Origin of the sequence: Rhodococcus sp. NPDC058639 (genome assembly GCF_042717545.1) — a bacterium.
GTDB lineage: Bacteria > Actinomycetota > Actinomycetes > Mycobacteriales > Mycobacteriaceae > Rhodococcus.
Map to the genome: position 1 here is coordinate 265,092 of NZ_JBHXRF010000002.1, position 23,175 is coordinate 288,266.

Sequence of the window (23,175 nt, forward strand, 5' to 3'; positions counted from 1 at the left end):
GAAACATCCGGTCTGTAACGATCCGCGCGACCGGGGTGGGCCCTCAGTGAGCGTGCTGGTGATCGTGGTCGTGATCGTGGGGGAGGACCTCGTCGTGTTCGTCCTCGACCCGGTCGTGGTCGGCGGTCTTGCCGTAGCCGGTCTCCGTCATCCCGCGTCGCCAGTAACCGATGACGAGCGTGGCCTTGCGGTCGAACCCTGCCTCATTGCGCAGCCACTTGCGCATCGCCAGCACGGTCTTCGACTCCGCCGACACCCACGCGAACTTCGTGACATCACCGCCGGGAATCTCGACCGCGGTCGCGGCGTCGAACAGTTGATCGGTGGTGCCCGCGGGTGCGCCGTGGCGGTGGAGCCAACGGATCTCGACTCCGTCGGGATGGCGCAGGTCCTGCTGCTCGTGTTCGTCGGCCACCTCGATCAAGGCGACACCGGTGGCGTCCTCCCGCATGTGCTCGAGCATCCGCCCGATGGCGGGCAGGGCCGTCTCGTCACCGACGACGAGGTACCAGTCCGCTTCACCGGCGGTCACTCCGCCCGCGCCCGCCGCTGCGATCACGTCCCCGGGACGGGCGTGTTCGGCCCAGCCGCTCGCGAGGCCCTCGTCGCCGTGCTTGACGAAATCGATGTCCATCTCGGCGGTCTCGGGGTCGAGGCGGCGGACCGTGTATGTCCGGACCTGCTGTTTCACGGTGGGATCGGGCCATGCGAGCCGCCCCCATCCGTTACGGGCCGGCACCTCGAGTCGACCGTTCGCGCGGGGGAACACCAACTTGATGTTCGGCACCCGGCCCGGGACGGCTGCATATTCGGCTACGCCGGGGCCGGCAAAGGTGATCCGGCGCATGTGAGGCGTGATGTCCTCGACCCTCGCCACTTCGATGAGGACGGGGAGCATCCCGTATTCGTTGGTCATAGCGGACACCTTAGGGCACCCTGACCACATTCAGGCAGAGTCGGATTCCGATTGCCGGCGGTTCGGAATGAGTGCGACACAGAAGGTGAGGATCACCGCGCAGACGAGCACCGCCGTGAAGACGGGTGCGACGGACGTCGCGAGCTGCGGGGCGTCCGGGACGGATTCGGCGGAGGAGCCATCGGAACGGGACAGCGCGGTGTTCGCGAGCGCACCGAACACGGCGACACCCACGGCGCTTCCCAATGCGCGGGCGAAGGCATTGGCACCGGTGACCACGCCCCGTTCGGCCCACTCGACACTCGATTGTGCGGCGATGAGTGCGGGGCTCGCGATCAGGCCCAGCCCGAGACCGATGAGCACGCAGCACCCCGCGACGTGCCACGGCGACGAGCCGATTCCGAGCCGTGTGAGCAGGACCGCGCCGGCGAGCAGCGGCACCGCACCGACCAGGCCGGTCAGCCGGAACCCGATCCGCAGATACAACCGGCCGGACTGCGAGGCGGCGATGGGCCAGCCGATGGTCATCGTGGCGAGGGCGAATCCGGCGACCAGCGCGGACGTACCGAGGGCACCTTGCACGAACGACGGGACGTATGACGTCAACCCGAGTACGACCGCGCCGACGAGGGCCGAGACGGCGCTCGTGGTGATCAGGACCCGGCGGGTGAGCACCCACATCGGCAGGATCGGTTCGGCCGCGCGGGACTCGATCCATCCGAAGACCACCAGCAGTGCGATCCCACCGGCGAAGATGCCGATGCTCCGCCCCGAGGACCACGCCCACGACTGGCCACCCTCGAGCAGGCCGAGGATCACCAGCGCCGCGCCCGCGGCGAGTGTCACTGCGCCCGCCCAGTCCACGCGTCGCGCGCTGCCGGAGGGACGGTCCTCGTGGAAGTTACGGACGATCACCCATGCAGCGACCGCGCACAGCGGCACGTTGATCCAGAAGATCCACCGCCATGACCAGAAGTCCACGAAGACGCCGCCCAGGGCCGGTCCCACGACCGCGGACATCCCCCACACACTGGCGAGATATCCCTGTGCTTTCGCGCGCTCGGCCACGGTGTAGATGTCACCGGCGATGGTCTGCGCCATAGGCAGCACGGCACCTGCACCGAGGCCCTGGACGGCGCGGAACGCGATGAGGGCGGGCATGCTCCACGCCAGCGCGCACAACACCGATCCCAACGCGAAGGCCCCGATGCCGAACAGCAGCACCGGGGTACGGCCGAAGGTGTCCGACAACTTGCCGTACACCGGGACCAGCACCGCCTGCGTGAGCAGGTAGCTGGAGAACAACCACGGGAACTGGGTGAATCCGCCGAGGTCGGCGACGATCGTGGGCACCGCTGTCGCGAGGATCGTGCTCTCGAGCGCAACCAAGGAGGTCGCGAGCATCAAGGCGATGAGGATCGGCCCGCGCTCGGACCGGAACCCGACATCCACCCGTGACGATGCAGTCATGACGCCCCTGTCCTGGCTTCGAACACCGGTTCCGGACCATTGTCGTCGATGGGATATCCGCCACGGCGTTCGGTCCCCGTCCGCATCGCGCACTAGGGTGTCAGCGTGCGTCCTTCACTCGAGTCCTATCCCCACCTCGCCGGCGGCAAGGTCCGTGATCTGCACGTCGTCGACGACGAGCACCTGCTTCTCGTCGCCAGCGACCGGATCTCGGCCTACGACCACGTGCTCGACACGCCGATCCCCGACAAGGGCCGGGTCCTCACCGCGATGAGCGTGTTCTTCTTCGATCTGCTCGATGCGAACAACCACCTCGCGGGTGAACCCGACGACGAGCGCATCCCCGAAGAGGTGCTCGGCCGCGCGCTCGTGGTGAAGCGGCTCGAGATGGTGCCCGTCGAGTGCGTCGCCCGCGGTTTCCTCACCGGGTCCGGTCTGCTCGACTACCGCGCCACCGGCACGGTGTGCGGCGTCGCGCTTCCCGAGGGTCTCGTGGAGGCGAGCATCCTGCCCGAACCGATCTTCACTCCGGCCACGAAGGCCGCCCTCGGTGATCACGACGAGAACATCACCTTCGACCAGGTCGTCGAGAAACTCGGCGTGAATCTTGCGATGAAGTTGCGTCAGGACACCCTCGACATCTACGGCCGCGCCGCGATCTACACCTCCGAACGTGGCCTCCTGCTCGCCGACACGAAGCTCGAGTTCGGCCTGGACACGGCCGGCAATCTCGTCCTTGCCGACGAGGTGCTCACTCCCGACTCGTCGCGGTACTGGGATGCCGCCGAGTACGAGGAGGGCAAGGTGCAGCCGAGCTTCGACAAGCAGATCGTCCGCAACTGGCTCACCAGCGAGGAATCCGGTTGGGACCGCGCGTCCGACACTCCGCCGCCCGCGCTCCCGCAGTACATCGTCGACAAGACGCGTGCGCGGTATATCGAAGCCTACGAGCGTATTTCCGGGCTCTCCTTCGACGATTGGATCGGCTGAACGCAGATGACCTCCTCGAATTCGACCCCGCCGGTCGCCCAGAAGGTTCCCCACGAGCGTGTCCATCACGGCCACACGTTCGTCGACGACTACGAGTGGTTGCGCGACAAGGAATCACCCGAGGTCGTCGCGTATCTCGAGGCCGAGAACGCGTGGACCGACGCGCAGACCGCGCACCTGGCGCCGTTGCGTGAGTCGATTTTCGAGGAGATCAAGTCCCGTACCCAGGAAACCGACATGTCGGTTCCCGCTCGTATGGGCAACTGGTGGTACTACGCCCGGACCGTCGAGGGCAAGCAGTACGGCATCCAGTGCCGGGCGCCGATCACGGATGCGGACGACTGGACGCCGCCCGAGGTCACTCCCGGCGTCGACCTGCCGGGCGAGCAGGTGCTGCTCGACGGAAACGTGGAAGCCGAAGGGCACGAGTTCTTCTCCATCGGGGCGTTCTCGATCAGCCAGGACGGCACGCTGCTGGCGTACTCGACCGATGTCGTCGGTGACGAGCGGTACACGTTGCGTTTCAAGAATCTCGAGACCGGCGAGTTGCTCCCCGACGAAATCACCGGCACCGCACCGGGAGCCACCTGGGCCCTCGATCACAGCCACGTCTTCTATCAGACGGTGGACGAGTCGTGGCGCCCCGACACCGTGTGGCGGCACAAACTCGGCACCGCGCGCGACGAGGACGTGAAGGTCTTCCACGAGCCCGACGAGCGGTACTGGGTGTCGATCGGCTCGACCCGCAGCGAGAAGTACCTCATGATCTGGGTCGGATCGAAGATCACCACCGAGGGGTGGATTCTCGAATCCGATAATCCCACAGGCGAATTCAGAGTTCTCCTACCGCGTCGTGAGGGTGTCGAATACGGCGCCGAGCATGCGGTGATCGGCGGCCGGGACCGGCTGCTGATCATGCACAACGATGTCGACCCGGACACGGGGGAGAAGGCCGAGAACTTCGTGCTCGCCGAAGCGCCGGTCGACGACCCGTCGTCACTGCGCACCCTCATCGGGCACCGCCACGACGTGCGTCTCGAAGACGTCGAGGCGTTCGAGGGTCACCTGGTTCTCGGGTACCGCCGAGAGGCGCTCACCCGGGTCGCCGTGTGGCCCCTCACCGACGACGGCTACGGAGAACTCACCGAACTCGAGTTCGACGAGGAACTCTTCGCGGTCGGTCCGGGTGGCAATCCCGAGTGGAAGCAGCCCGTCCTGCGCCTCGGCTTCACCTCGTTCATCACGCCGACCCGTGTCTACGAGTACGTCGTGGCTACCGGCGAACTTCTGCTGCGCAAATCGCAACCGGTGCTCGGCGACTTCGATCCGGCACGCTACGAACAACGCCGAGAATGGGCGACCGCCGAAGACGGCACCCGGATTCCGTTGTCGATCGTGCGGCGCAAAGACCTGGCGCACGGGCCGGCCCCGACTTTGCTGTACGGGTACGGGTCCTACGAAGCCAGTATCGATCCCGGATTCTCGGTGGCTCGATTGTCGTTGCTCGACCGCGGCATGGTGTTCGTGGTCGCGCACGTGCGCGGCGGCGGCGAGATGGGCCGGCACTGGTACGAGAACGGCAAGACCCTCACGAAGAAGAACACCTTCACCGACTTCGTCGCGTGTGCGCGGCACCTCATCGACGAGGGTGTGACCAGCCCCGACCGGCTCGTCGCGGACGGGGGCAGTGCGGGCGGCCTGTTGATGGGTGCGGTCGCCAACATCGCTCCCGAACTGTTCGCGGGCATCCTCGCGAACGTGCCGTTCGTCGACCCGCTCACCTCCATCCTCGATCCGTCGCTGCCGTTGACGGTGATCGAGTGGGACGAGTGGGGCAACCCGCTCGACGATCCCGAGGTGTACGAGTACATGCGCTCCTACAGCCCGTACGAGAACGTCGGAGCCCACGACTATCCGGCGATCCTCGCGATCACCAGCATCAACGACACCCGCGTGCTGTACGTCGAACCCGCCAAGTGGGTCGCGAAGTTGCGAGCCACCAAGACCGGCGACTCGCAGTTGCTGCTCAAAACCGAAATGAGTGCCGGCCACGGTGGTGTCTCCGGTCGCTACGAGAAGTGGCGCGAAGTGGCTTTCGAGTTCGCATGGGTGCTCGAGACTTCGGGTGCCTACCGCGGGGAGGCCGCGCCGCGACCCGCCGGGTCGTAACCGGCGGGCCTGCCGACGCTCGACACAACCGCGGCTCGCGCGTCGGGTTCGTGCAACTGCCGGGCGGTGCCGGTGGGGTTTCCTCGTTGTGCCCGCGCTCGCGCTCCTCGGCGGACTGCCCATGCCCAGTGCCGTGGGGTCCAGTGCCGTGGGCACTTCACCCATCGTGATCGCCATGAAATCTTTCGCGGGGCTCGGAGGGCTGCGAAAGGGCTTCGGGTGGTTCGTCCTGCTGATGCCCGCACGTCCGGTGGTCCCGAGACGGCCGTCGAGATGCGAGACGACCGGGGTTGATACCCCAGGGGGTACGATGGCGGGACATTCGCGAAAGGAATCGACATGGTCGGCGACGAAGAAAGCATCACCCTGGTCCTCAATCGGTTGCGCCGTGCTCAGGGGCAGCTCGCCGGAGTGATCGCGATGATCGAGCAGGGCCGTGACTGCAAGGACGTCGTCACGCAGCTCGCTGCGGTGTCGAAAGCGCTCGACCGTGCCGGTTTCAAGATCGTCGCCAGCGGCCTGCGGGAATGCATGGCCGATTCGGGTGACGGAAACAAGGAACCCATGACCGAGGCCGAACTGGAGAAGCTCTTCCTCGCTCTCGCGTGACCACCGCGCTCCCGTCGTCGGTACCGCCAAGTATGCCTTGACGGAAATATAACCGTCTAGACATACTTGTGGAGTGGAAGATGCACTGTGGTCCGCACTCGCGGATCCACACCGCCGGGCAATGCTCGATCTCATCCGGCGAGAGGGCGGCTGTACCGTCGGCGCTCTCTCCGAGCGGCTGGGAACCTCGCAACCGGCGACGTCCAAACACCTGCGCGTGCTGCGTCAAGCCGGACTGGTGCAGGTCCACAAGGCAGGAACCCGCCGTATCTACACTCTGGAACCACAGACACTCGTACAGCTCGATGCCTGGCTCGAGCCGTACCGACGACTGTGGAACGACAGTCTCGATGCGTTGGGCGACCATCTCGACACGATCGACCGACCGGATTCTGCGGTCAACACGGGGGACCCGGCCGACACCGACCGGAAGGACTCGACATGAACAATCGAGGCGAATACATCGAATTCGACGGACGGCCCGCCGTGCGGTTCGAGCGGACCTACCCCTACCCGGTGGAGCGTCTGTGGCGCGCGATCACCGAAGCGGACGAACTGGCGCGCTGGTTCCCGTCCCACGTCGTGATCGACGTACGGCCGGGTGGAACCGTCGAGTTCTCGGGCGACCCGAACGCCGCACCGGCGACGGGGACGGTGCTCGTCGTTGAGGCGCCGCACCGGCTCGTCTACACCTGGGGCGGCGACGAACTGCACTTCGAACTCACCTCGACGCCCGACGGCACAACCCTGGTGTTCGTCGACATCCTCGAGGAGCGCGACACCGCCGCGCGAACCGCGACCGGATGGACCGTCTGTCTCACCGCATTCGATTCGGCACTCGCGGGAGAACCGGTCGACGGTCCCCATTCGGCCGGTGCAATGCGCCGTGGGCGGCTGGTGTACGAGGCGTACCTCGCGGCCGGGATGCCGTCCGGCGCCGCTGTTCCCGAGGACTGAACACGGGGCAGGCTAGCTTGTAGGCATGACCAACGAACTGCAGAACATCAGCATCAACACGCTTTCGGGTGAGCCTACGAGCCTGAAAGCCTACGAGGGGCACGCCCTCCTTGTCGTCAACGTTGCGTCGAAGTGCGGTCTGACCCCGCAGTACGGTGCGCTCGAGCAGCTCGCGAACGACTACGCCGACCGTGGGCTCATCGTGATCGGTGTTCCGTGCAACCAGTTCATGGGGCAGGAACCGGGCACCGCCGAGGAGATCCAGGAGTTCTGCTCCGCCACCTACGGGGTGACCTTCCCGCTGATGGAGAAGATCGAGGTCAACGGCGACAACCGGCACCCGCTGTATGCCGAACTCACCAGGCACCCCGATGCGTCGGGTGAGGCCGGTGACGTCCAGTGGAACTTCGAGAAGTTCCTGATCGCACCGGACGGCACCGTCGCCGCACGTTTCCGGCCCCGCACCGAACCCGACGCACCCGAGGTCATCGAGGCAATCGAAGCTGTCGTGCCGGCCTGACGATCATGTTCACGGCCCAGGCGCGCGACGCGCTGTACGACACCATCCGCATGCGCCGCGACGTGCGCGCCGAGTTCAGCGGTGAGGTGATTCCCGAGGACGCGCTGCACCGGGTGCTCGCCGCCGCCCACCACGCACCGAGCGTGGGTAATACGCAGCCGTGGGATTTCGTGGTGATCCGCGATCCGGAGCGCCTTGCCGCCTTCGCCGAGCACGTCGCCGGATGCAGGGAGGCGTTCGCCGATTCGCTACCCGAGGACAAGCGGCGGACCTTCGACCCCATCAAGGTCGAGGGCATCGCCGAATCGCGTACCGGCATCGTCGTCACCTACGATCCGTCGCGCGGCGGGAAGCACATCCTCGGGCGGCATACCGTCGACGAATCAGGCTTGTTCTCAGCAGTTCTCGCCATCCAGAACCTCTGGCTCGCGGCGACAGCGGAGGGGTTGGGCGTCGGGTGGGTATCGTTCTACGAAGAAGAATTCCTCCGCGACTTCGTCGGAGTCGAGGACCCCGTCCGCCCGATTGCCTGGCTGTGCCTCGGCCCCGTGACACGTCTGCAGGAGGTTCCGGACCTCGAACGGTTCGGCTGGAGGCAGGGCCGCCCCCTCGGTGAGGCCGTGCACTTCGAATCCTGGGGGAAGCACGACGAAGGGCTGAACGGCGCGAGACTGCCGGAACGTCACGACGCCGACGTGTGATCGTCCCGTAGTCGTCGTTCGAGCGACGACTCGCGTTCACCGTCGGATGCGACGGTGGAACCCGTGAACGGACAGTTGATCGTCTCGGTCTCTGGAATCACGAACACCACACGGGGAGTCGTCGACGGGTTCGCGCGGGAGATGGACGCTCGCGGCGTGCCGCTGTCGCTGTTCGTCGCCCCCAGGCTCGCCGGGCATTACCTGCTGGTGCGTGACGCGCACACGCAGGAGTGGCTGCTCGAGCGCCGCGAAGGGGGTGACGCCATCGTGCTGCACGGATACGACCACGGTGGAGACGCCCGACGGCATGCCGAGTTCGCGGCACTACCGGGACACGAGGCGCGACTGCGCCTCCTCGCCGCCGACCGGGTGCTCGACAGGACGGGGTTGCGCACGCGGTTGTTCGCGCCTCCGCGGTGGCGCGCATCGTCCGGCACCGTCGCGGCGCTGCCAGGGGTCGGGTTCCGGACCATGGTGGACGGGGCGGGGGTCCACGACCTGGTCGGCGGCACGCTGACGAGATCCCGCGTCCACGGCGTCGGTGACGGCGCGCCGTCACGGCCGTGGCGGCGCCGGGTAGTGGTGAGTGGGGCCGCTCGGGTGGCGCGTCGGGGTGAACCGCTCCGGCTTGCGGTTTTCGCACCGGTTCTGGCCGCATCCGGTCCCCGGCGGGGCGTGCTTGCCGCGATCGACGCCGCGCTGTGTCACGGCGCCGAACCGGCGGTCTATCGCCGGCCGGCTTCCTCGACGGGGCGCGTCACCGTCTGAAGAGTTGCGTGGGCAACTGTTTGTCCCGAGCCGTACGTTCGCTCGGTACTGTTTGCGGCATGGACGCAGATGTGATCGTGGTGGGGGCGGGCCTTGCGGGACTCGTGGCGACGGGAGAACTCGTCGACGCAGGCCGGAAGGTGATCCTGGTGGACCAGGAGAATGCGAACAACCTCGGGGGACAGGCATTTTGGTCGTTCGGAGGACTGTTCTTCGTCGACAGCCCCGAGCAACGGCGTCTCGGTATCGAAGACTCGTACGAACTGGCCCTCCAGGACTGGATGGGCACGGCGGGCTTCGACCGTGAGGTCGACGACCGCTGGCCACGTCGGTGGGCGCAGGCGTACGTCGAATTCGCGACGGGGGAGAAGCACGCGTGGCTCAAGCAGCGCGGGCTGAAGATCTTCCCGATGGTCAACTGGGCCGAACGTGGTGGTTACGACGCTGCGGGACATGGCAATTCGGTTCCCCGGTTCCACATCACGTGGGGTACGGGACCGGCTCTCGTCGAGATCTTCGCTCGTAAGGTCCGGGAGGGCGTCGACCGGGGACTGGTCACGCTGAAGCACCGTCACCAGGTCGACGACCTGGTGATCACCGACGGAGCGGTGACGGGGGTGCGGGGCACCGTGCTCGAGCCGACCGACGCGGCTCGCGGTGTCGCATCGTCGCGGGTGGGAGTCGGCGAATTCGAGTTCGCTGCCGGAGCCGTGATCGTCACTTCGGGAGGTATCGGAGGCAACTTCGAACTCGTGAAGAAGAACTGGCCCCGGCGTCTGGGCGAGCCGCCGAAGCGGATGCTCACCGGTGTTCCCGCGCACGTCGACGGGCGGATGCTCGAGATCACCGAGAACGCCGGTGGCAACATCGTCAACCGCGACCGGATGTGGCACTACACCGAGGGCATCACGAACTTCGACCCCGTGTGGCCGAACCACGGCATCCGGATTCTGCCCGGACCGTCGTCGCTGTGGCTCGACGCCACCGGAAATCGCCTGCCGGTTCCGCTGTTCCCCGGTTTCGACACCCTCGGCACTCTCGAGCACATCGCGCGCACCGGGCACGACCACACCTGGTTCCTCCTGGACCAGAAGATCATCGAGAAGGAGTTCAGTCTCTCCGGATCGGAGCAGAATCCCGACCTCACCGGCCGCGATGTCCGCTTGCTCCTGCAGCGCATCCGGTCGGGTGCGCCCGGACCGGTGGATGCGTTCATGCGGCGTGGCGTCGACTTCGTCGTCCGCGACAACCTCGCCGACCTCGTCGCCGGTATGAACGAGCTGACGCCCGAGACGCCGCTCGACTACGCGCGGGTGCGCTCGGTCGTCGAGTCGCGCGACCGGGAGATGACCAACAAGTACACCAAGGACCTGCAGGTCGTCGCGTTGCGCGCGGCCCGCGCCTACAAGCCGGATCGCATCGCTCGCATTGCGTCGCCGCACCGGATCCTCGACCCGAAGGCCGGACCCCTGGTCGCGGTCAAGCTGCATCTCCTCACCCGTAAGACGCTCGGAGGCCTCGAAACCGACCTGTCGTCGAGGGTGTTGCGCGCGGACGGCTCGGTCTTCGACGGGCTGTATGCGGCAGGCGAGGTCGCGGGCTTCGGAGGCGGTGGCGTACACGGCTACCGCTCGCTCGAAGGCACGTTCCTCGGCGGATGCATCTTCTCCGGCCGCGCCGCCGGGCGGGCGGCGGCGCGGTAGCCCGTCCTCGGCGGCGCCAGGTACAGATCAGACTTCGACGTCGTCCTCGTACGGCAGTACCCGGAACTCGGTGCCGTCGGGGGCCATGTCGGAGTACCGACCGTAGAAGATGCCGTTGGCCTGGTCGGTGATGATGCCCTGGTGGATCGGCACCGCCACGCGCGGATTCACGGCCCGCAGGTAGTCGACGGCTTCCCAGATCTTGAGCCACGGTGCTGCCGCCGGGAGGGCGAGTACGTCCACCCGTTCGTGTGGGATGTACAGCGAGTCGCCCGGGTGCATCAGCCGCGCAGGGTTCTCGGCGTCGCCCACGACGAACGCGGTGTTGTCGATGACCGCCAGGTCGGGGTGGATCACGGCGTGACGTCCGCCGGTGCCCCGGATCGTCACGTCGCCGACCGTGAACCGGTCGCCGGGTCGCACTGCCGACCAGTCGCCTTCGAGGAGTTCCGCCGACTGCGGGTCCGAGAAAAGGGCAGCGCCGGGGTTGGCGTCGAGCAGTGCAGGGAGGCGGGCGGGGTCGGCGTGATCCGGGTGCTGGTGGGTGACCAGAATCGCGTCGAGGCCGGTGATCCCCTCGAACCCGTGCGAGAAGTTGCCCGGGTCGAAAAGGATCTTCTTCCCGAGGTGTTCCACGAGGATGCAGGAATGGCCGAAGTGGGTCAGTCGCATGCCTCCGAGTATGCCGTTCGCAGTGTCGGTCGCGTGCCGGATCTCCGGTGCGTGCGCGAGCCCGATGGTACGTTGCGTAGTCAACTAATTGGTGCACATGCACGACGGATCGCCGACCGGCCCGAGGAGCGGACATGACCGAAACCCGAGAGCCCCGCGTTCTGATCGACAAACAGACCCGGCCCGTCTACCGGGCGCAGGTCGCCGTCGCCGGCGCGGTTCGGGAGGCCGTCGCGGAGGCCGGGCTCGAGCGGTCCCTCGTCGAACTCGTCAACATCCGGGTCTCGCAGATCAACGGTTGCGCCTACTGTCTCGACACTCACGTCCGCGAGGCGCTGAAGGCAGGCGTGTCGACGACGCAGCTCGCGGTGTTGTCGGTGTGGCGGGACACCGACCTGTTCACCGATGCCGAGCGGGCGGCGCTCACCCTTGCCGAATCGGTGACAGTGCTGCCGTCGAGCTACGAGCAGGACCGCGACTACGCGGAGGCCCGAGCGCACCTCACCGACGACCAGCTCTCCGCCGTCGCATGGGTCGCCATCACCATGAACGCGTTCAATCGCCTCTCCATCGTCAGCCGCCACGCCCCGCGCTCCGAGTCGGAAGGATCGTGACGTCGTGCCCGACTACCGGCAATCCCTCGAGTTCGGCAGCTTCCTCACACCGTCCGCCGCTGACCCGGCCCGAGTGGTGGATCTCGCTCTCGTGTCCGAACGCGCCGGGCTCGATGTGGTGACGATCCAGGATCACCCCTACCAGTCTCGTTTTCTCGATACCTGGACTTTGCTCAGCTGGATCGCGGCCCGGACGACGACGGTCACGGTCGCGCCGAACGTGGCGAACCTTCCCCTACGCGGACCGGTGATCCTCGCACGCAGCGCCGCGTCGCTGGACCGCCTCAGCGGCGGCCGCGTCGAACTCGGACTCGGCTCGGGTGCGTTCTGGGATGCGGTGGCGGCCAACGGGGGTCCGCGCAGAAGCGCCGGGCAAGCGGTGACCGCGCTGGTCGATGCGATCGCGGTGATTCGGGCGCTGTGGTCCGACGAGAAGGGCGGGGCGAATGTCGACGGAGAGTATTACTCGCTGTCCGGTGCGAAACGCGGCCCCGCTCCCGCACACGATCTCGGAATCTGGGTCGGCGCCTACGGCACACGCATGCTCGGACTGACCGGACGGCTCGCCGACGGCTGGCTGCCGAGTTCGTTCGCCGCCGGGCCCGAGGTCCTGGCAGAGATGAGTGCGCGGGTCGACGACGGCGCTCGGGAGGCCGGACGCGAGCCCGCGGAGATCCGCCGGCTGTACAACATCACCGGCACCTTCGCCGATGTTGCCGACGGTTCGTTTCTGCACGGCCCGGCGGGGGTGTGGGCCGAGCAGCTCGCCGACCTGACTCTGCAGCACGGAACGAGCACGTTCGTTCTCGCGAGTGACGACTCGGCAGACCTCGAACGCTTCGCGGCCGAGGTCGCGCCGCGGGTGCGTGAACTCGTTGCGGCCGAACGCGGCGACGGGGAGTCGGCGATATCGCGATAGCGATGGTGTACGACATCCGAAGATCTCGCACACCACCATCGTCGCCCGGAGTCAGCGGGGCGCGAACCTGCGCAGGCGCAGGCTGTTGCTGACCACGAACACCGAGCTGAACGCCATTGCCGCACCTGCGATCAGCGGGTTGAGCAGGCCCAGCGCGGCGAGGGGCAGCGCCGCGACGTTGTAGGCGAACGCCCAGAACAGATTGCCCTTGATGGTGCGCAGCGTTGCCCGCGCGAGACGGATGGCATCGGGGGCGGCCCGTAGATCGCCTCGAACCAGGGTCAGATCCGACGCCTCGATGGCGACGTCCGTTCCCGTGCCCATCGCTAGCCCGAGGTCGGCCTGGGCCAGCGCTGCCGCGTCGTTGACGCCGTCGCCGACCATCGCGACGACCCTGCCCTCCGACTGGAGACGCTCGATCACCTGCACCTTGTCGGCGGGCATCACTTCCGCGATGACCTCGTCGATGCCGACCTGCTTCGCGACCGCCTCGGCCGCGCCGCGGTTGTCACCCGTGAGCAGCACGGGACGAAGACCCAGGTCGCGGAGTTCGGACACGGCGTCGCGGGAACCGTCCTTGACCGTGTCGGATACCACGACGACCGCACGGACCGCACCGTCCCAGGCCACCCAAATCGGTGTCCGGCCTTCGGATTCAGCCGCCTCGGCTTCTCGTCGGAGGCTGGGCGGCGGTGTGAGCGACCATTCGTCGCGCAGCCAGGACAGCCGCCCGGCGAGCACGCCACGTCCGTCGACCACACCGGAAACCCCGCGCCCGCCGTGGTTTTCGAAGCTCTCGACACCGGACAGCGGACGTGTCTGTGCGGCGTGGTCGGCGATCGCACGCGCGATCGGATGCTCGGATGCGTGCTCGAGCGACCCCGCGAGATGCAGTACCTCGTCGGTCGATTCGTCCGGCGCCACATGGACGGAGGCGACGGTCATCTCGCCGGTGGTGACGGTTCCGGTCTTGTCGAGCACGACAGTATCGACGCGGCGCGTGGATTCGAGGATCTGCGGGCCCTTGATGAGGATGCCGAGTTGCGCCCCGCGGCCCGTGCCGACGAGCAGCGCTGTGGGAGTCGCGAGACCCAGCGCGCACGGGCACGCGATGATCAGCACCGCGACCGCCGATGTGAAGGCAGCCGAGACGGGATCGTCGGTGAACAACAGCCACGCGGCGAGCGTGAGCAGCGACAGCCCGATCACGATCGGGACGAACACCGCGGAAATCCGGTCGGCGAGGCGCTGGACCTCCGCCTTGCCGTTCTGGGCGTCCTCGACGAGGCGCGCCATCTGGGCGAGTTGGGTGTCGGATCCGACGCGGGTCGCCCGGACGGTGAGGCGACCCCCGGCGTTCACGGTCGCACCGACCACGGCGTCGCCGGGGGCGACCTCCACGGGCATCGACTCACCGGTCAGCATCGACTCGTCGACGGCCGACGAACCCGATTCGACGACGCCGTCAGTCGCGATCTTCTCGCCGGGACGCACCACGAATACGTCGCCGACGGCGAGTTGGTCCACCGGGATGCGGGTTTCGGTGCCTCCACGCAGCACCGCGACGTCTTTGGCTCCCATGTCGAGCAGCGCCCGCAGGGCGGCGCCGGAGCGGCGCTTCGCCCGGGCCTCGAACCAGCGACCCGCGGTGATGAAGGTGGTGACGGCCGCGGCGACCTCCAGGTAGATGTGCTCCTCACCGCCGCCCGAAGCGAACAACTCGAAGGTCATCTTCATGCCGGGCATGCCGGCGTGGGTGAAGAACAGCGCCCACAGCGACCACAGGTATGCAGCGGTGACACCGACGGAGATGAGGGTGTCCATCGTCGCGGCGCCGTGCCGCAGGTTGGTCCATGCCGCGCGGTGGAAGGGCAGGGCGCCCCACACGACGACCGGCGATGCGAGGGTCAGGCACAGCCACTGCCAGTTGTCGAACTGCAGGGCCGGGATCATCGACAGTGCGACCACGGGGACGGTGAGCAGAGCCGACACCGTCAGGCGCTGCTTCCATTGGGCGGCTTCGTCGGATTCGGGTCCGCCGTCCTCGGTGTCGGGGTGCTGCGCCCGCGGAGGTGCGGGCAGTGCTGCGGTGTAACCGGTGGCTTCGACGGTCGCGACGAGGTCTTCGGGCGTGATGTCGCCGCTGTAGCTGACCTTCGCCTTTTCGGTCGCATAGTTGACCGACGCGGTGACGCCCTCCATGCGGTTGAGCTTCTTCTCGACGCGCGCGGCGCAGGAGGCGCAGGTCATCCCACCGATGGTGAGTTCGACGTCACGCGTCGTGTCAGCGGTCGTCATGGGGATACTCCTTCGATGTCGTCCCTCCTTTATACCCCTAGGGGGTATGAGGCCGCTACTCCTCGGGGATGTTGGCCGGCGGGGCAGCGGCCGGTTCCGGCCGAAGGTGCCTGAGCCGGTAAACTTCGGTGGGTCCGGTGTCCGTTCCCGGACGCCAGCACTACTACCTAGGAGCAGCACGTGGCGCGTGTCGTCGTCGAAGTCATGCCCAAGGCCGAGATTCTCGACCCCCAGGGTCAGGCCATTGCCGGGGCGTTGTCGCGGCTGGGCTTCGCGGGCGTGACCGACGTCCGCCAGGGAAAGCGATTCGAACTCGAGGTCGACGGCAGCGTCGACGACGCCCAGGTGGAGAAGATCGCCGAAGCGCTCCTCGCCAACACCGTGATCGAAGACTGGGCGGTTCGCCGGATCGACGGTGACGCATGAGCGCACGCATCGGGGTCATCACGTTCCCCGGCACGCTCGACGATATCGACGCAGCCCGGGCGGTGAAGCTTGCCGGCGGCGAGGCCGTGAGCCTGTGGCACGGTGACGCCGACCTCAAGGGTGTCGACGCGGTCGTCGTGCCCGGTGGGTTCTCCTACGGTGACTACCTGCGGTGCGGTGCCATCGCGCGGTTCGCTCCGGTGATGACCAAGGTCGTCGAGGCGGCGCGCGGTGGAATGCCGGTGCTCGGCATCTGCAACGGCTTCCAGGTGCTCGCGGAAGCGGGCTTGCTGCCCGGCGCGTTGACCCGCAACGCAGGTCTGCACTTCTTGTGCCGCGACCAGTGGCTGAAGGTCGAGTCGAACTCCACCGCCTGGACGTCGCGCTACGAGCAGGGTGCCGAGATCCTGGTACCGCTCAAGTCCGGCGAGGGCCGTTACCAGGCCTCGCAGGAAGTGCTCGACGAACTCGAGGGCGAAGGCCGGGTCGTGTTCCGCTACGTCGGCGAGAACCCGAACGGATCCCAGCGAGGCATCGCGGGCATCGCGTCGGCGAACGGCCGGGTCGTCGGCCTGATGCCGCACCCCGAGCACGCCACCGAGGCGCTCACCGGCCCCAGCGACGACGGGCTCGGCATCTTCTACAGCGCGCTCGACGCGGTGGTCAACGCCTGATCTCCTGATCCACCGAAACCCCCGCCGTCCATCGGACGGCGGGGGTTTTTCTGTTGGTCGGGCCTCTCGTTCCGGTCGTTTCCTCGTCGAAATACCTGTCCTCACCTGCAGCGGAAAAGTTTCACTAGACATACGTCTACCCAAAGTGTCATGCTCTGCGTTACCGGTGGCGGAGGACGAGTGAGCCAGCTGCCGCACATCCCCGAGGAGATTCGTATGCAGTTCCAGGACAAGGTCGTTTTCATCACCGGTGCCGCGTCGGGCATGGGTCTTGCTACCGCGCAGGCATTCGCCGACCAGGGCGCCGTCGTCTACGGCGCCGACATCTCGGCCGAGAACCTCGCTCGCGACTTCGCGGCGCTCCCCGGAGTCCACGCCGTTCCCCTCGACATCGCCGACAGTGCCGCCGTGCGCGAAGCCTTCGCCACCGTCGAGCGTGAGCACGGCCGGCTCGACGTGCTCGTCAACGCGGCAGGCGTCAACGCTCCCAACAAAGCGGCGCTCGACGCCCTCAACGCCGAGAACTACAAGGGCTTCGAGGCGATGAAGGAAGGCCGGCAGCACAACCCGGAGTTCTACGAAACCATCACCGACGAGGATTTCGACCGCGTCCTGAAGATCAACCTGTACGGCCCCTTCTACACGATGCGTTCCGCGGTGCCGCTGCTCAAGAAGGCAGGCGGCGGCGCGATCATCAACTTCTCCTCGGCCGCCGCGCTGATGTCGGTGGCGATGCCCGCGTACTACCCGGCATCCAAAGCCGGTGTGCTCGGCCTGACCCGGGAGGCTGCGACCGAACTGGCTCCCTTCAACATCCGTGTCAACTCTCTTGCGCCCGGGGCCGTCGACACGCCGCTGTTCCGCCAGAGCGACGAGGAGTTCTCCGATTTCCTCATCTCGATGCAGCCCATCAAGCGGCCCGCCACCCCCGAGGAGATCGCCAAGACGGTGCTGTTCCTCGCGGGTGCAGAGGGCTCCTACTACACCGGTCAGACGTTCTCGCCGTCCGGCGGATTGGTCATGTGACCCACCGCTGATACCCGCCGCACCGAGAGAAACAGGACCGACACCATGCCCGCTCTGGACCCCACCGCACTGACCCGGCTCACCGACGAGATCCGCCGCGACATCGACCGCGGCGACTACGACGGCGTCAACATCATCGTTGCCCGTCACGGCGACATCGCTGTGCACGAGACGATCGGTTACGCGGAACGAGCCACGGACGCAGCCCTGCGCCCGGACAGCGTCTTCCGCATCCTCTCGATGTCGAAGGCGTTCACCAACACGCTCGCGTACCGCGCCCTCGGCGAAGGCAAGCTCGCGCTGTCGACGCGGGTCGTCGACATCATCCCGGAGTTCTTCGGCACCGACGTCTTCCGCTCGGTGCGCAAGGACCGCATCAACCTCCACCATCTCCTCACACACCGCTCGGGAATGCCCGCCACCCCCAATCCCGGCCTCGGACCGGAGCGCTTCGGGGTACTCGCCGACGTGATCGACGCGCTGTGCTCCGTGGACGTCGTCAACGAACCCGGGACCAACCTCAACTACGCGCCGTCGATCAACCACGCCCTCATGGGTGAAATGGTCCGTCGTGCCTACGGTTACGAACACTTCCGGGACCTCGCGCGGGATCTCGTCTTCGAGCCGCTCGGGATGACGCGGACGGCGTTCGGTATGCCCGACGCGTGGCGCGCGGACGCGGTGCCGCTCAAGGCATACGTACCCGACAACGGCTGGCTGTCGCCGGCGGACATCGAAAACCTCAACGACACCATCACCGAGGCCGCGGAGATCCCGTGGGTCGGTGCGGTCAGCACCGCGGAGGACATCTTCGCCTTCGCCGAGATGTTCCGCCGCAAGGGCGAAGTGAACGGACAGCACCTCGTCGCTCCCGTGGTCGTCGACCACGCCACGACCCTGCAGACCGGTGACATGCCCAATGATCTCTACGCGGGCATCGCCGCGAGTCGCGGATGGGAAACCCCGCCCGGAAACTTCGGTCTCGGATTCTCCTTGTCCGGCACGGGTCCCCACGCATCGTTCTTCGGACCCTTCACCTCACCTCGTACCTTCGGCAACTACGGTGCCGGGTCGTCCCTGTTCTGGGTCGACCCCGAACTCGACATGACGTTCGTATTCCTGTCGGCCGGCTGCATGGACGAAGGCGACAACGTCGCGCGATTCCAGAAGCTCTCCACCATGGCCGCCGCGGCCGCCCTCTGACTCCTCCGGGAAGACCTGACATGACCCTTACGCCCGAAGTTCCCTCCGCTTCCCGGTGCCCTGTCGCGCACGGTTTCGACGCACTGAGCGACGACTACTTCACCGACCCCGCAGCACATTTCGCGAAGTTCCGGGACGAGACGCCCGTGTTCTTCTACCCGTACCTCAACGCGTGGATCGTCAACCGCCGCGAAGACGTCGAGACGGTGCTCGCCGACTGGCAGCGGTTCACCTCCGGCGGTAACAGCGGCACCATCGACGTCCCCGAACAGTTCCGGGCGATCGTGCCCCCGGACCTGATCACACAGATGCTGGTGGGATCCGATCCGCCGAGCCACACCGACCACCGGTTCGTCGCGCAGCGCGGGTTCACCAAAGAACGCATGGAGGCGCTGCAGCCGGAGATCGAGGCGCGCGCACACCGCGTCGTCGACGGCTTCGAGGCACGCGGCTCCGGCAACCTCGTGACGGACTACGCGCTCGAACTCACCACGCAGACGATCATGGCGCACATGGGTCTCGGGTACGAGCACGACGCGATGATGCGCCAACTCCGGGACGACTTCGCGATGATCCTCGCGTCGGCTGCCGAACCGATGGCCGAGCCGCTGCGAACCCAGGTCTGGCAGCGCTACATCGATGCGACCCTCGTGCTGCGCCGCATCATCGACGAGCGTCGTGAGAACCCCGGCACCGATCTGATCTCCGACATGGCGATCGTGAACGACAAGGACGGCAACCGGATGCTGTCGTCGGCCCAGATCGCGGTGCATCTCACGGAATTCGCGATGGCCGGCGTCGATTCGACCACTCAGGCGGTGTCGAACGCGGTGTTGTTCCTCGCGCGGAACCCGGAGACCCTCGCCGAGGCGATCGAGGATCCCGGACTCTGGCAGCGAGTGTTCGAGGAGACCGTGCGACGCAGGCCGTCGTCACCGTTCGCCGCGCGTCAGGCGCAGCAGGACATCGAACTGGGCGGCGCGCACATCCGGAAGGGCGACATGGTGTGGCTGGCGCTGGCCAGCGCCAACACCGACCCGGCGCGGTGCCCGCACCCGTTCGAGTTCGACATCCACCGCCCCGAACCCGAGAACCACCTCGCGTTCACCCAGGGCCGGCACACCTGCCTCGGCCAGGCACTCGCGCGGGTCCAGGGCGCGACGGCACTGAAGGTGCTCTTCGAACGGCTCCCGTCGTTGCGTCCGGCAGCGGAGGTTCCCCTCGACTTCCTGCCGATCGCGCTGCTTCCGGTGCGCCGGACCCTGCCGGTGACCTGGGATGTCGCCGACATCGAGCGAGCGAAAACCAAGACCGCAAGGCACATGGAACTCACGGTGCTCGAGCGCCGCGACGAATCCGACGGGGTGGTGTCGCTGACCCTCGGCCACCCCGACGGCGGCGCGCTGCCCACGTGGAAGCCGGGCGCGCACATCGAAGTTCGGCTCGGCGACGGTGACGACGTTCTGCTGCGGCAGTACTCGCTGTCGTCGTCTCCGCAGGACAGCACACGCTGGCGGATCGGTGTGCTCCGCGAACCGGATTCGCGCGGTGGATCTCAGTACGTGCACGACCGGCTGCGGGACGGTGCGACCGTGACGGTGGGCTTCCCCCGCAACAACTTCCGTCTCCTCCCGGCCTCGCGGTACGTCTTCGTAGCCGGAGGAATCGGCATCACCCCGATCCTGCCGATGATCGCGCAGGCCGAGGCCGACGGTGCCCGCTGGGAGCTGCTCTACGGCGGCCGCACTCGCGCGTCGATGGCCTTCCTCTCCGAACTCGAGCGGTTCGGCGACAAGATCACCGTGTGCCCGCAGGACGAAACCGGTCTGCTGGATCTGCGTACGTTGCTCGCCGAGCCCACCGAGGACACGCTGATCTACTGCTGCGGTCCCGAGCCGCTCCTGCAGGCGATCGAAGCCGCGAGCGCGCACTGGCCGGTCGGGTCGCTGGTGACGGAACGCTTCGCCGCGAAGAAGATCGTGCGCACCGAACCGGACGTGGCGTTCGACGTCGACTTCTCCCGATCCGGGATCACCGCCACGGTGCCCGCCGGGAAATCGGTGCTGGACGTGGCGGAGGAGAACGGTATCGAGGCGTTGTCGTCGTGCAAGGAAGGGACGTGTGGCACCTGCGAGGTCCGGATTCTCGCGGGACGCGCCGACCATCGAGACTCGATCCTCACCCCCGGTGAGCAGGAGCGGAACGAGACGATGATGATGTGTGTCTCGCGCGCGGAGAAGGGGTGCTCGAAGCTCGTGCTCGATGCCTGACCGTGCGAAAACTCGATCGGATTCCGGCGGCGGGACCGGTAGGGTTTCGTGCGACGAGATGCGGGAGGGTGAGTGGCACCGAGAACGGCGGTCGTGCCGAAGATGACGCGGGTCGAGCAGAAACGCGCGACGCGTGAGGCACTCATCGAATCGGCACGGGCACTGTTCGTCGAATCGGGATACACCTCCACCACGGCAGAGGCGATCGCCAAGGCCGCGGGCGTGTCCCGCGCGACGTTCTACCTGCACTTCCGGTCCAAGGCGGAGATCGTGCAGTGGCACATGTCGGCGCTCGAACAGCCGATCCGGGACGCCTACCGGCGGCTCGACGCGTTCGAGGACCCGTCGCTCGGCGACGTCACGGCCTGGTTGAACGAGCACGCGCTGTTCTGGCGGGCGCACCGGGCCGAGTTCGCGAGCATGGAGCAGGCGCTCTCCCATGAGCCACTCGTGTCCGACGAATGGTTCGCCATGTTGCGCCGTGTCGCGTCGGGTATGGACAACCTGCTGGGGCGGCAGTCGGACGACGACGCGCGGCTGCGGGCACGGCTGCACGTGACGTCCATGCTGATGTCGACCGACCGCAACTTCCACTTCGCGCTGGTGCAGGGGCACGACGAGAATTTCGAACGGCTCGTCTCCGTGCTCGCGGAGCAGTGGTTGTTCTGCCTGCACCGCACAGGCTGACGACATACGGAACGAGGGATCTCGCGTGCCGTCCCGATCGGCTGCGAGATCCCTCGTCCGTGAAACCCGGAGCTCAACCCCCCGATCGGGTCCCGGGCCGGCGCCACCGTTCGTTCGATAGGGGCACCGACCACCAGTGTGCCCGGCTCGCCCCGATTTGTCCTGACAACTCGTCCCCGATTTGTCCTGCAACGGGCTTCGACGCCGACATCGGGGCTCCGGCGTGGTCTCTCGTGTCAGGGGTATCCGGTCGGAGGTATCCGGAAGTGCGAGGATGCAGACATGCCTTCGATGACGCAAGCGGATGCCCCGGGCCTGTGCAACTTCGTCGACATGTCGCCGTCGCCGTTCCACGTGTGCGCGACCGTCGCGGCCGCGCTGAACGACGCGGGCTTCACCGAACTCGACGAGTCGCAGCGCTGGCCGAGTGAGGCGGGACGGTACTTCCTGGTCCGCGGCGGATCGCTCGTCGCGTGGAGCACCGAAGGCGACGACACCGATCCGGCGCGACCCTTCCGCATCGTCGGCGGGCATACCGACAGCCCCAACCTCCGGGTGAAACAGCATCCCGACCTCGCGTCCGCCGGATGGCGACTCGTCGGACTCGAACCGTACGGCGGAGCCTGGCTGAATTCCTGGCTCGACCGTGACCTCGGTGTGTCCGGGCGGCTGACGGTGCGCTCGGGATCCGGTTCCACCGACGTCCTCGTGCGCGTCGACCTTCCCGTGCTGCGTGTTCCACAGCTGGCGATCCATCTGTCCGAAGACCGCAAAGGCGTGCAACTGGACCCGCAGCGGCATCTCAACGGCGTGTGGGGCATCGGCAGCGAACCCCGTTCGTTCCTGGCGTACGTCGCCGGGCAAGCCGGGGTCGACGCCCGGGACGTGCTCGGATGGGAATTGATGACCCACGATCTGGCGCCGAGTTCCCTTGTCGGCGCCGACGGGGAACTGGTCAGCGCACCGCGGCTGGACAATCAGGTCACCTGCTACACCGGGCTGCAGGCGATGCTGCACGCCGCCGATCACGTCGCGGCGCACGCCGGCCCGGTGCCGCTGCTCGCCCTGTTCGACCACGAAGAGGTCGGCAGTATGTCCGACCGGGGTGCGTTCTCCGACCTGCTCACCACGGTCCTCGAACGCATAGCGCTGGTGCGCGGCGGCGGCCGCGAGGATTACCTCCGGGCGCTGGCGGGGTCGGTCGTCGCGTCGGGGGACATGGCCCACGCGACCCATCCCAACTATGCGGATCGTCATGAACCCGCCCACCGGATCCTGGTCGGCGGCGGCCCGGTGCTCAAGGTCAACCAGAACCTCCGCTACGCCACCGACGCGGCCGGGGCCGCGGCGTTCGCGCTCGCCTGTGAGCAGGCCGGCGTGCCGTTGCAGCGGTACGTGCACCGGGCCGATCTGCCGTGTGGCTCGACGATCGGTCCGATCACGGCATCGCGCACGGGATTGACCACCGTCGATGTCGGGGCACCCCAGCTCGCGATGCACTCGGCCCGCGAACTCATGGGAGCCGCCGACGTCGCGAGCTACGCCGATGCTCTCGCTGCGTTCCTGACGCCCGCGGTCTGAGC

Annotated in this window: 22 protein-coding genes and 1 pseudogene; 19 read left to right on the forward strand and 4 right to left on the reverse strand. The window is 67.3% G+C overall.

The window, feature by feature from the left end; all coding sequences use genetic code 11:
• Positions 1-43 precede the first annotated feature (43 nt).
• Together ACFWU2_RS04170 and ACFWU2_RS04175 are read right to left on the reverse strand one after the other, a co-directional pair.
• Positions 44-916 (reverse strand): siderophore-interacting protein, encoded by an 873-nt coding sequence (locus ACFWU2_RS04170; protein ID WP_378601361.1) that lies wholly within the window; start codon positions 914-916, stop codon positions 44-46.
• A gap of 30 nt (positions 917-946) precedes the next feature.
• The gene (locus ACFWU2_RS04175) at positions 947-2,386 is read right to left on the reverse strand and encodes an MDR family MFS transporter (protein WP_378601364.1); all 1,440 of its coding nucleotides are present in this window, start codon (positions 2,384-2,386) and stop codon (positions 947-949) included.
• A gap of 105 nt (positions 2,387-2,491) precedes the next feature.
• Here ACFWU2_RS04175 and ACFWU2_RS04180 point away from each other — a divergent pair, with 105 nt between their 5' ends.
• The 10 genes and pseudogenes from ACFWU2_RS04180 (at position 2,492) to ACFWU2_RS04225 (ending at position 10,803) form a co-directional block, all read left to right on the forward strand.
• A complete protein-coding gene (locus ACFWU2_RS04180; RefSeq protein WP_378601367.1) occupies positions 2,492-3,376 on the forward strand; it encodes a phosphoribosylaminoimidazolesuccinocarboxamide synthase in 885 nt (294 codons plus the stop codon).
• Between the two features lie 6 nt (positions 3,377-3,382).
• A complete protein-coding gene (locus ACFWU2_RS04185; RefSeq protein WP_378601370.1) occupies positions 3,383-5,545 on the forward strand; it encodes a S9 family peptidase in 2,163 nt (720 codons plus the stop codon).
• A 76-nt stretch (positions 5,546-5,621) separates the two neighbouring features.
• A pseudogene (locus tag ACFWU2_RS04190) lies at positions 5,622-5,783 on the forward strand (sulfite exporter TauE/SafE family protein); the annotation flags it as partial.
• A gap of 101 nt (positions 5,784-5,884) precedes the next feature.
• Positions 5,885-6,154: a metal-sensitive transcriptional regulator gene (locus tag ACFWU2_RS04195; RefSeq protein WP_378601373.1), complete on the forward strand. Its 270-nt coding sequence runs from the start codon at positions 5,885-5,887 to the stop codon at positions 6,152-6,154.
• A 73-nt stretch (positions 6,155-6,227) separates the two neighbouring features.
• The gene (locus tag ACFWU2_RS04200; protein WP_378601376.1) at positions 6,228-6,599 is read left to right on the forward strand and encodes an ArsR/SmtB family transcription factor; all 372 of its coding nucleotides are present in this window, start codon (positions 6,228-6,230) and stop codon (positions 6,597-6,599) included.
• Positions 6,596-7,111, forward strand: a complete 516-nt coding sequence (locus ACFWU2_RS04205) for an SRPBCC family protein (RefSeq protein WP_378601378.1) — start codon at positions 6,596-6,598, stop codon at positions 7,109-7,111. The genes ACFWU2_RS04200 and ACFWU2_RS04205 overlap by 4 nt, the downstream gene beginning before the upstream one ends.
• Positions 7,112-7,136: 25 nt before the next feature.
• A complete protein-coding gene (locus tag ACFWU2_RS04210; RefSeq protein WP_378601381.1) occupies positions 7,137-7,631 on the forward strand; it encodes a glutathione peroxidase in 495 nt (164 codons plus the stop codon).
• A 5-nt stretch (positions 7,632-7,636) separates the two neighbouring features.
• The gene (bluB, locus tag ACFWU2_RS04215) at positions 7,637-8,332 is read left to right on the forward strand and encodes a 5,6-dimethylbenzimidazole synthase (RefSeq protein ID WP_378601384.1); all 696 of its coding nucleotides are present in this window, start codon (positions 7,637-7,639) and stop codon (positions 8,330-8,332) included.
• Positions 8,333-8,395: 63 nt separating this feature from the next.
• The gene (locus ACFWU2_RS04220) at positions 8,396-9,100 is read left to right on the forward strand and encodes a DUF2334 domain-containing protein (protein WP_378601387.1); all 705 of its coding nucleotides are present in this window, start codon (positions 8,396-8,398) and stop codon (positions 9,098-9,100) included.
• A 59-nt stretch (positions 9,101-9,159) separates the two neighbouring features.
• On the forward strand, positions 9,160-10,803 hold the full coding sequence (locus ACFWU2_RS04225; RefSeq protein WP_378601390.1) for an FAD-binding dehydrogenase: 1,644 nt from the start codon (positions 9,160-9,162) through the stop codon (positions 10,801-10,803).
• Between the two features lie 27 nt (positions 10,804-10,830).
• Here the strand turns inward: ACFWU2_RS04225 and ACFWU2_RS04230 are convergent, their stop codons facing one another.
• Positions 10,831-11,475, reverse strand: coding sequence for an MBL fold metallo-hydrolase (locus ACFWU2_RS04230; protein ID WP_378601393.1), 645 nt, complete (start codon positions 11,473-11,475; stop codon positions 10,831-10,833).
• A gap of 134 nt (positions 11,476-11,609) precedes the next feature.
• Between ACFWU2_RS04230 and ACFWU2_RS04235 the strand changes: the two genes are divergently transcribed.
• Together ACFWU2_RS04235 and ACFWU2_RS04240 are read left to right on the forward strand one after the other, a co-directional pair.
• Positions 11,610-12,089, forward strand: a complete 480-nt coding sequence (locus ACFWU2_RS04235) for a carboxymuconolactone decarboxylase family protein (protein ID WP_378601396.1) — start codon at positions 11,610-11,612, stop codon at positions 12,087-12,089.
• Between the two features lie 4 nt (positions 12,090-12,093).
• Positions 12,094-13,008 carry an LLM class flavin-dependent oxidoreductase gene (locus tag ACFWU2_RS04240; RefSeq protein WP_378601399.1) on the forward strand — a complete coding sequence of 305 codons (915 nt, stop codon included), beginning with the start codon at positions 12,094-12,096 and terminating at the stop codon, positions 13,006-13,008.
• Positions 13,009-13,059: 51 nt separating this feature from the next.
• On the opposite strand, the gene ACFWU2_RS04245 is transcribed toward ACFWU2_RS04240, so the two are convergent.
• Positions 13,060-15,306, reverse strand: coding sequence for a heavy metal translocating P-type ATPase (locus ACFWU2_RS04245; RefSeq protein WP_378601402.1), 2,247 nt, complete (start codon positions 15,304-15,306; stop codon positions 13,060-13,062).
• Between the two features lie 180 nt (positions 15,307-15,486).
• Here ACFWU2_RS04245 and purS point away from each other — a divergent pair, with 180 nt between their 5' ends.
• The 7 genes from purS (at position 15,487) to ACFWU2_RS04280 (ending at position 23,173) form a co-directional block, all read left to right on the forward strand.
• Positions 15,487-15,732 (forward strand): phosphoribosylformylglycinamidine synthase subunit PurS, encoded by a 246-nt coding sequence (gene purS, locus ACFWU2_RS04250; RefSeq protein ID WP_072701971.1) that lies wholly within the window; start codon positions 15,487-15,489, stop codon positions 15,730-15,732.
• Positions 15,729-16,406: a phosphoribosylformylglycinamidine synthase subunit PurQ gene (gene purQ, locus ACFWU2_RS04255; protein WP_378601405.1), complete on the forward strand. Its 678-nt coding sequence runs from the start codon at positions 15,729-15,731 to the stop codon at positions 16,404-16,406. Before purS ends, purQ begins: the two co-directional genes overlap by 4 nt.
• A 180-nt stretch (positions 16,407-16,586) precedes the next feature.
• Positions 16,587-17,432 (forward strand): SDR family NAD(P)-dependent oxidoreductase, encoded by an 846-nt coding sequence (locus ACFWU2_RS04260; protein WP_378601408.1) that lies wholly within the window; start codon positions 16,587-16,589, stop codon positions 17,430-17,432.
• Positions 17,433-17,477: 45 nt separating this feature from the next.
• Complete coding sequence (locus tag ACFWU2_RS04265) at positions 17,478-18,635, forward strand: serine hydrolase (RefSeq protein ID WP_072701967.1); 1,158 nt, start codon at positions 17,478-17,480, stop codon at positions 18,633-18,635.
• A 20-nt stretch (positions 18,636-18,655) separates the two neighbouring features.
• Positions 18,656-20,905, forward strand: a complete 2,250-nt coding sequence (locus ACFWU2_RS04270) for a cytochrome P450 (RefSeq protein WP_378601412.1) — start codon at positions 18,656-18,658, stop codon at positions 20,903-20,905.
• Positions 20,906-20,977: 72 nt separating this feature from the next.
• A complete protein-coding gene (locus tag ACFWU2_RS04275) occupies positions 20,978-21,592 on the forward strand; it encodes a TetR/AcrR family transcriptional regulator (RefSeq protein ID WP_378601415.1) in 615 nt (204 codons plus the stop codon).
• Between the two features lie 282 nt (positions 21,593-21,874).
• Positions 21,875-23,173 (forward strand): M18 family aminopeptidase, encoded by a 1,299-nt coding sequence (locus ACFWU2_RS04280; RefSeq protein ID WP_378601418.1) that lies wholly within the window; start codon positions 21,875-21,877, stop codon positions 23,171-23,173.
• Positions 23,174-23,175 lie beyond the last annotated feature (2 nt).

Bases quoted from the DNA above. Each gene is read 5' to 3' on its own strand.
- ACFWU2_RS04280 (WP_378601418.1), top strand. From the start codon at position 21,875: ATGCCTTCGATGACGCAAGCGGATGCCCCGGGCCTGTGCAACTTCGTC.
- bluB (WP_378601384.1), top strand. From the start codon at position 7,637: ATGTTCACGGCCCAGGCGCGCGACGCGCTGTACGACACCATCCGCATG.
- ACFWU2_RS04185 (WP_378601370.1), top strand. From the start codon at position 3,383: ATGACCTCCTCGAATTCGACCCCGCCGGTCGCCCAGAAGGTTCCCCAC.
- ACFWU2_RS04170 (WP_378601361.1), bottom strand. From the start codon at position 916: ATGACCAACGAATACGGGATGCTCCCCGTCCTCATCGAAGTGGCGAGG.
- ACFWU2_RS04270 (WP_378601412.1), top strand. From the start codon at position 18,656: ATGACCCTTACGCCCGAAGTTCCCTCCGCTTCCCGGTGCCCTGTCGCG.
- ACFWU2_RS04230 (WP_378601393.1), bottom strand. From the start codon at position 11,475: ATGCGACTGACCCACTTCGGCCATTCCTGCATCCTCGTGGAACACCTC.
- ACFWU2_RS04210 (WP_378601381.1), top strand. From the start codon at position 7,137: ATGACCAACGAACTGCAGAACATCAGCATCAACACGCTTTCGGGTGAG.
- purQ (WP_378601405.1), top strand. From the start codon at position 15,729: ATGAGCGCACGCATCGGGGTCATCACGTTCCCCGGCACGCTCGACGAT.
- ACFWU2_RS04235 (WP_378601396.1), top strand. From the start codon at position 11,610: ATGACCGAAACCCGAGAGCCCCGCGTTCTGATCGACAAACAGACCCGG.
- ACFWU2_RS04195 (WP_378601373.1), top strand. From the start codon at position 5,885: ATGGTCGGCGACGAAGAAAGCATCACCCTGGTCCTCAATCGGTTGCGC.
- ACFWU2_RS04225 (WP_378601390.1), top strand. From the start codon at position 9,160: ATGGACGCAGATGTGATCGTGGTGGGGGCGGGCCTTGCGGGACTCGTG.
- ACFWU2_RS04265 (WP_072701967.1), top strand. From the start codon at position 17,478: ATGCCCGCTCTGGACCCCACCGCACTGACCCGGCTCACCGACGAGATC.
- ACFWU2_RS04245 (WP_378601402.1), bottom strand. From the start codon at position 15,306: ATGACGACCGCTGACACGACGCGTGACGTCGAACTCACCATCGGTGGG.
- ACFWU2_RS04205 (WP_378601378.1), top strand. From the start codon at position 6,596: ATGAACAATCGAGGCGAATACATCGAATTCGACGGACGGCCCGCCGTG.
- ACFWU2_RS04175 (WP_378601364.1), bottom strand. From the start codon at position 2,386: ATGACTGCATCGTCACGGGTGGATGTCGGGTTCCGGTCCGAGCGCGGG.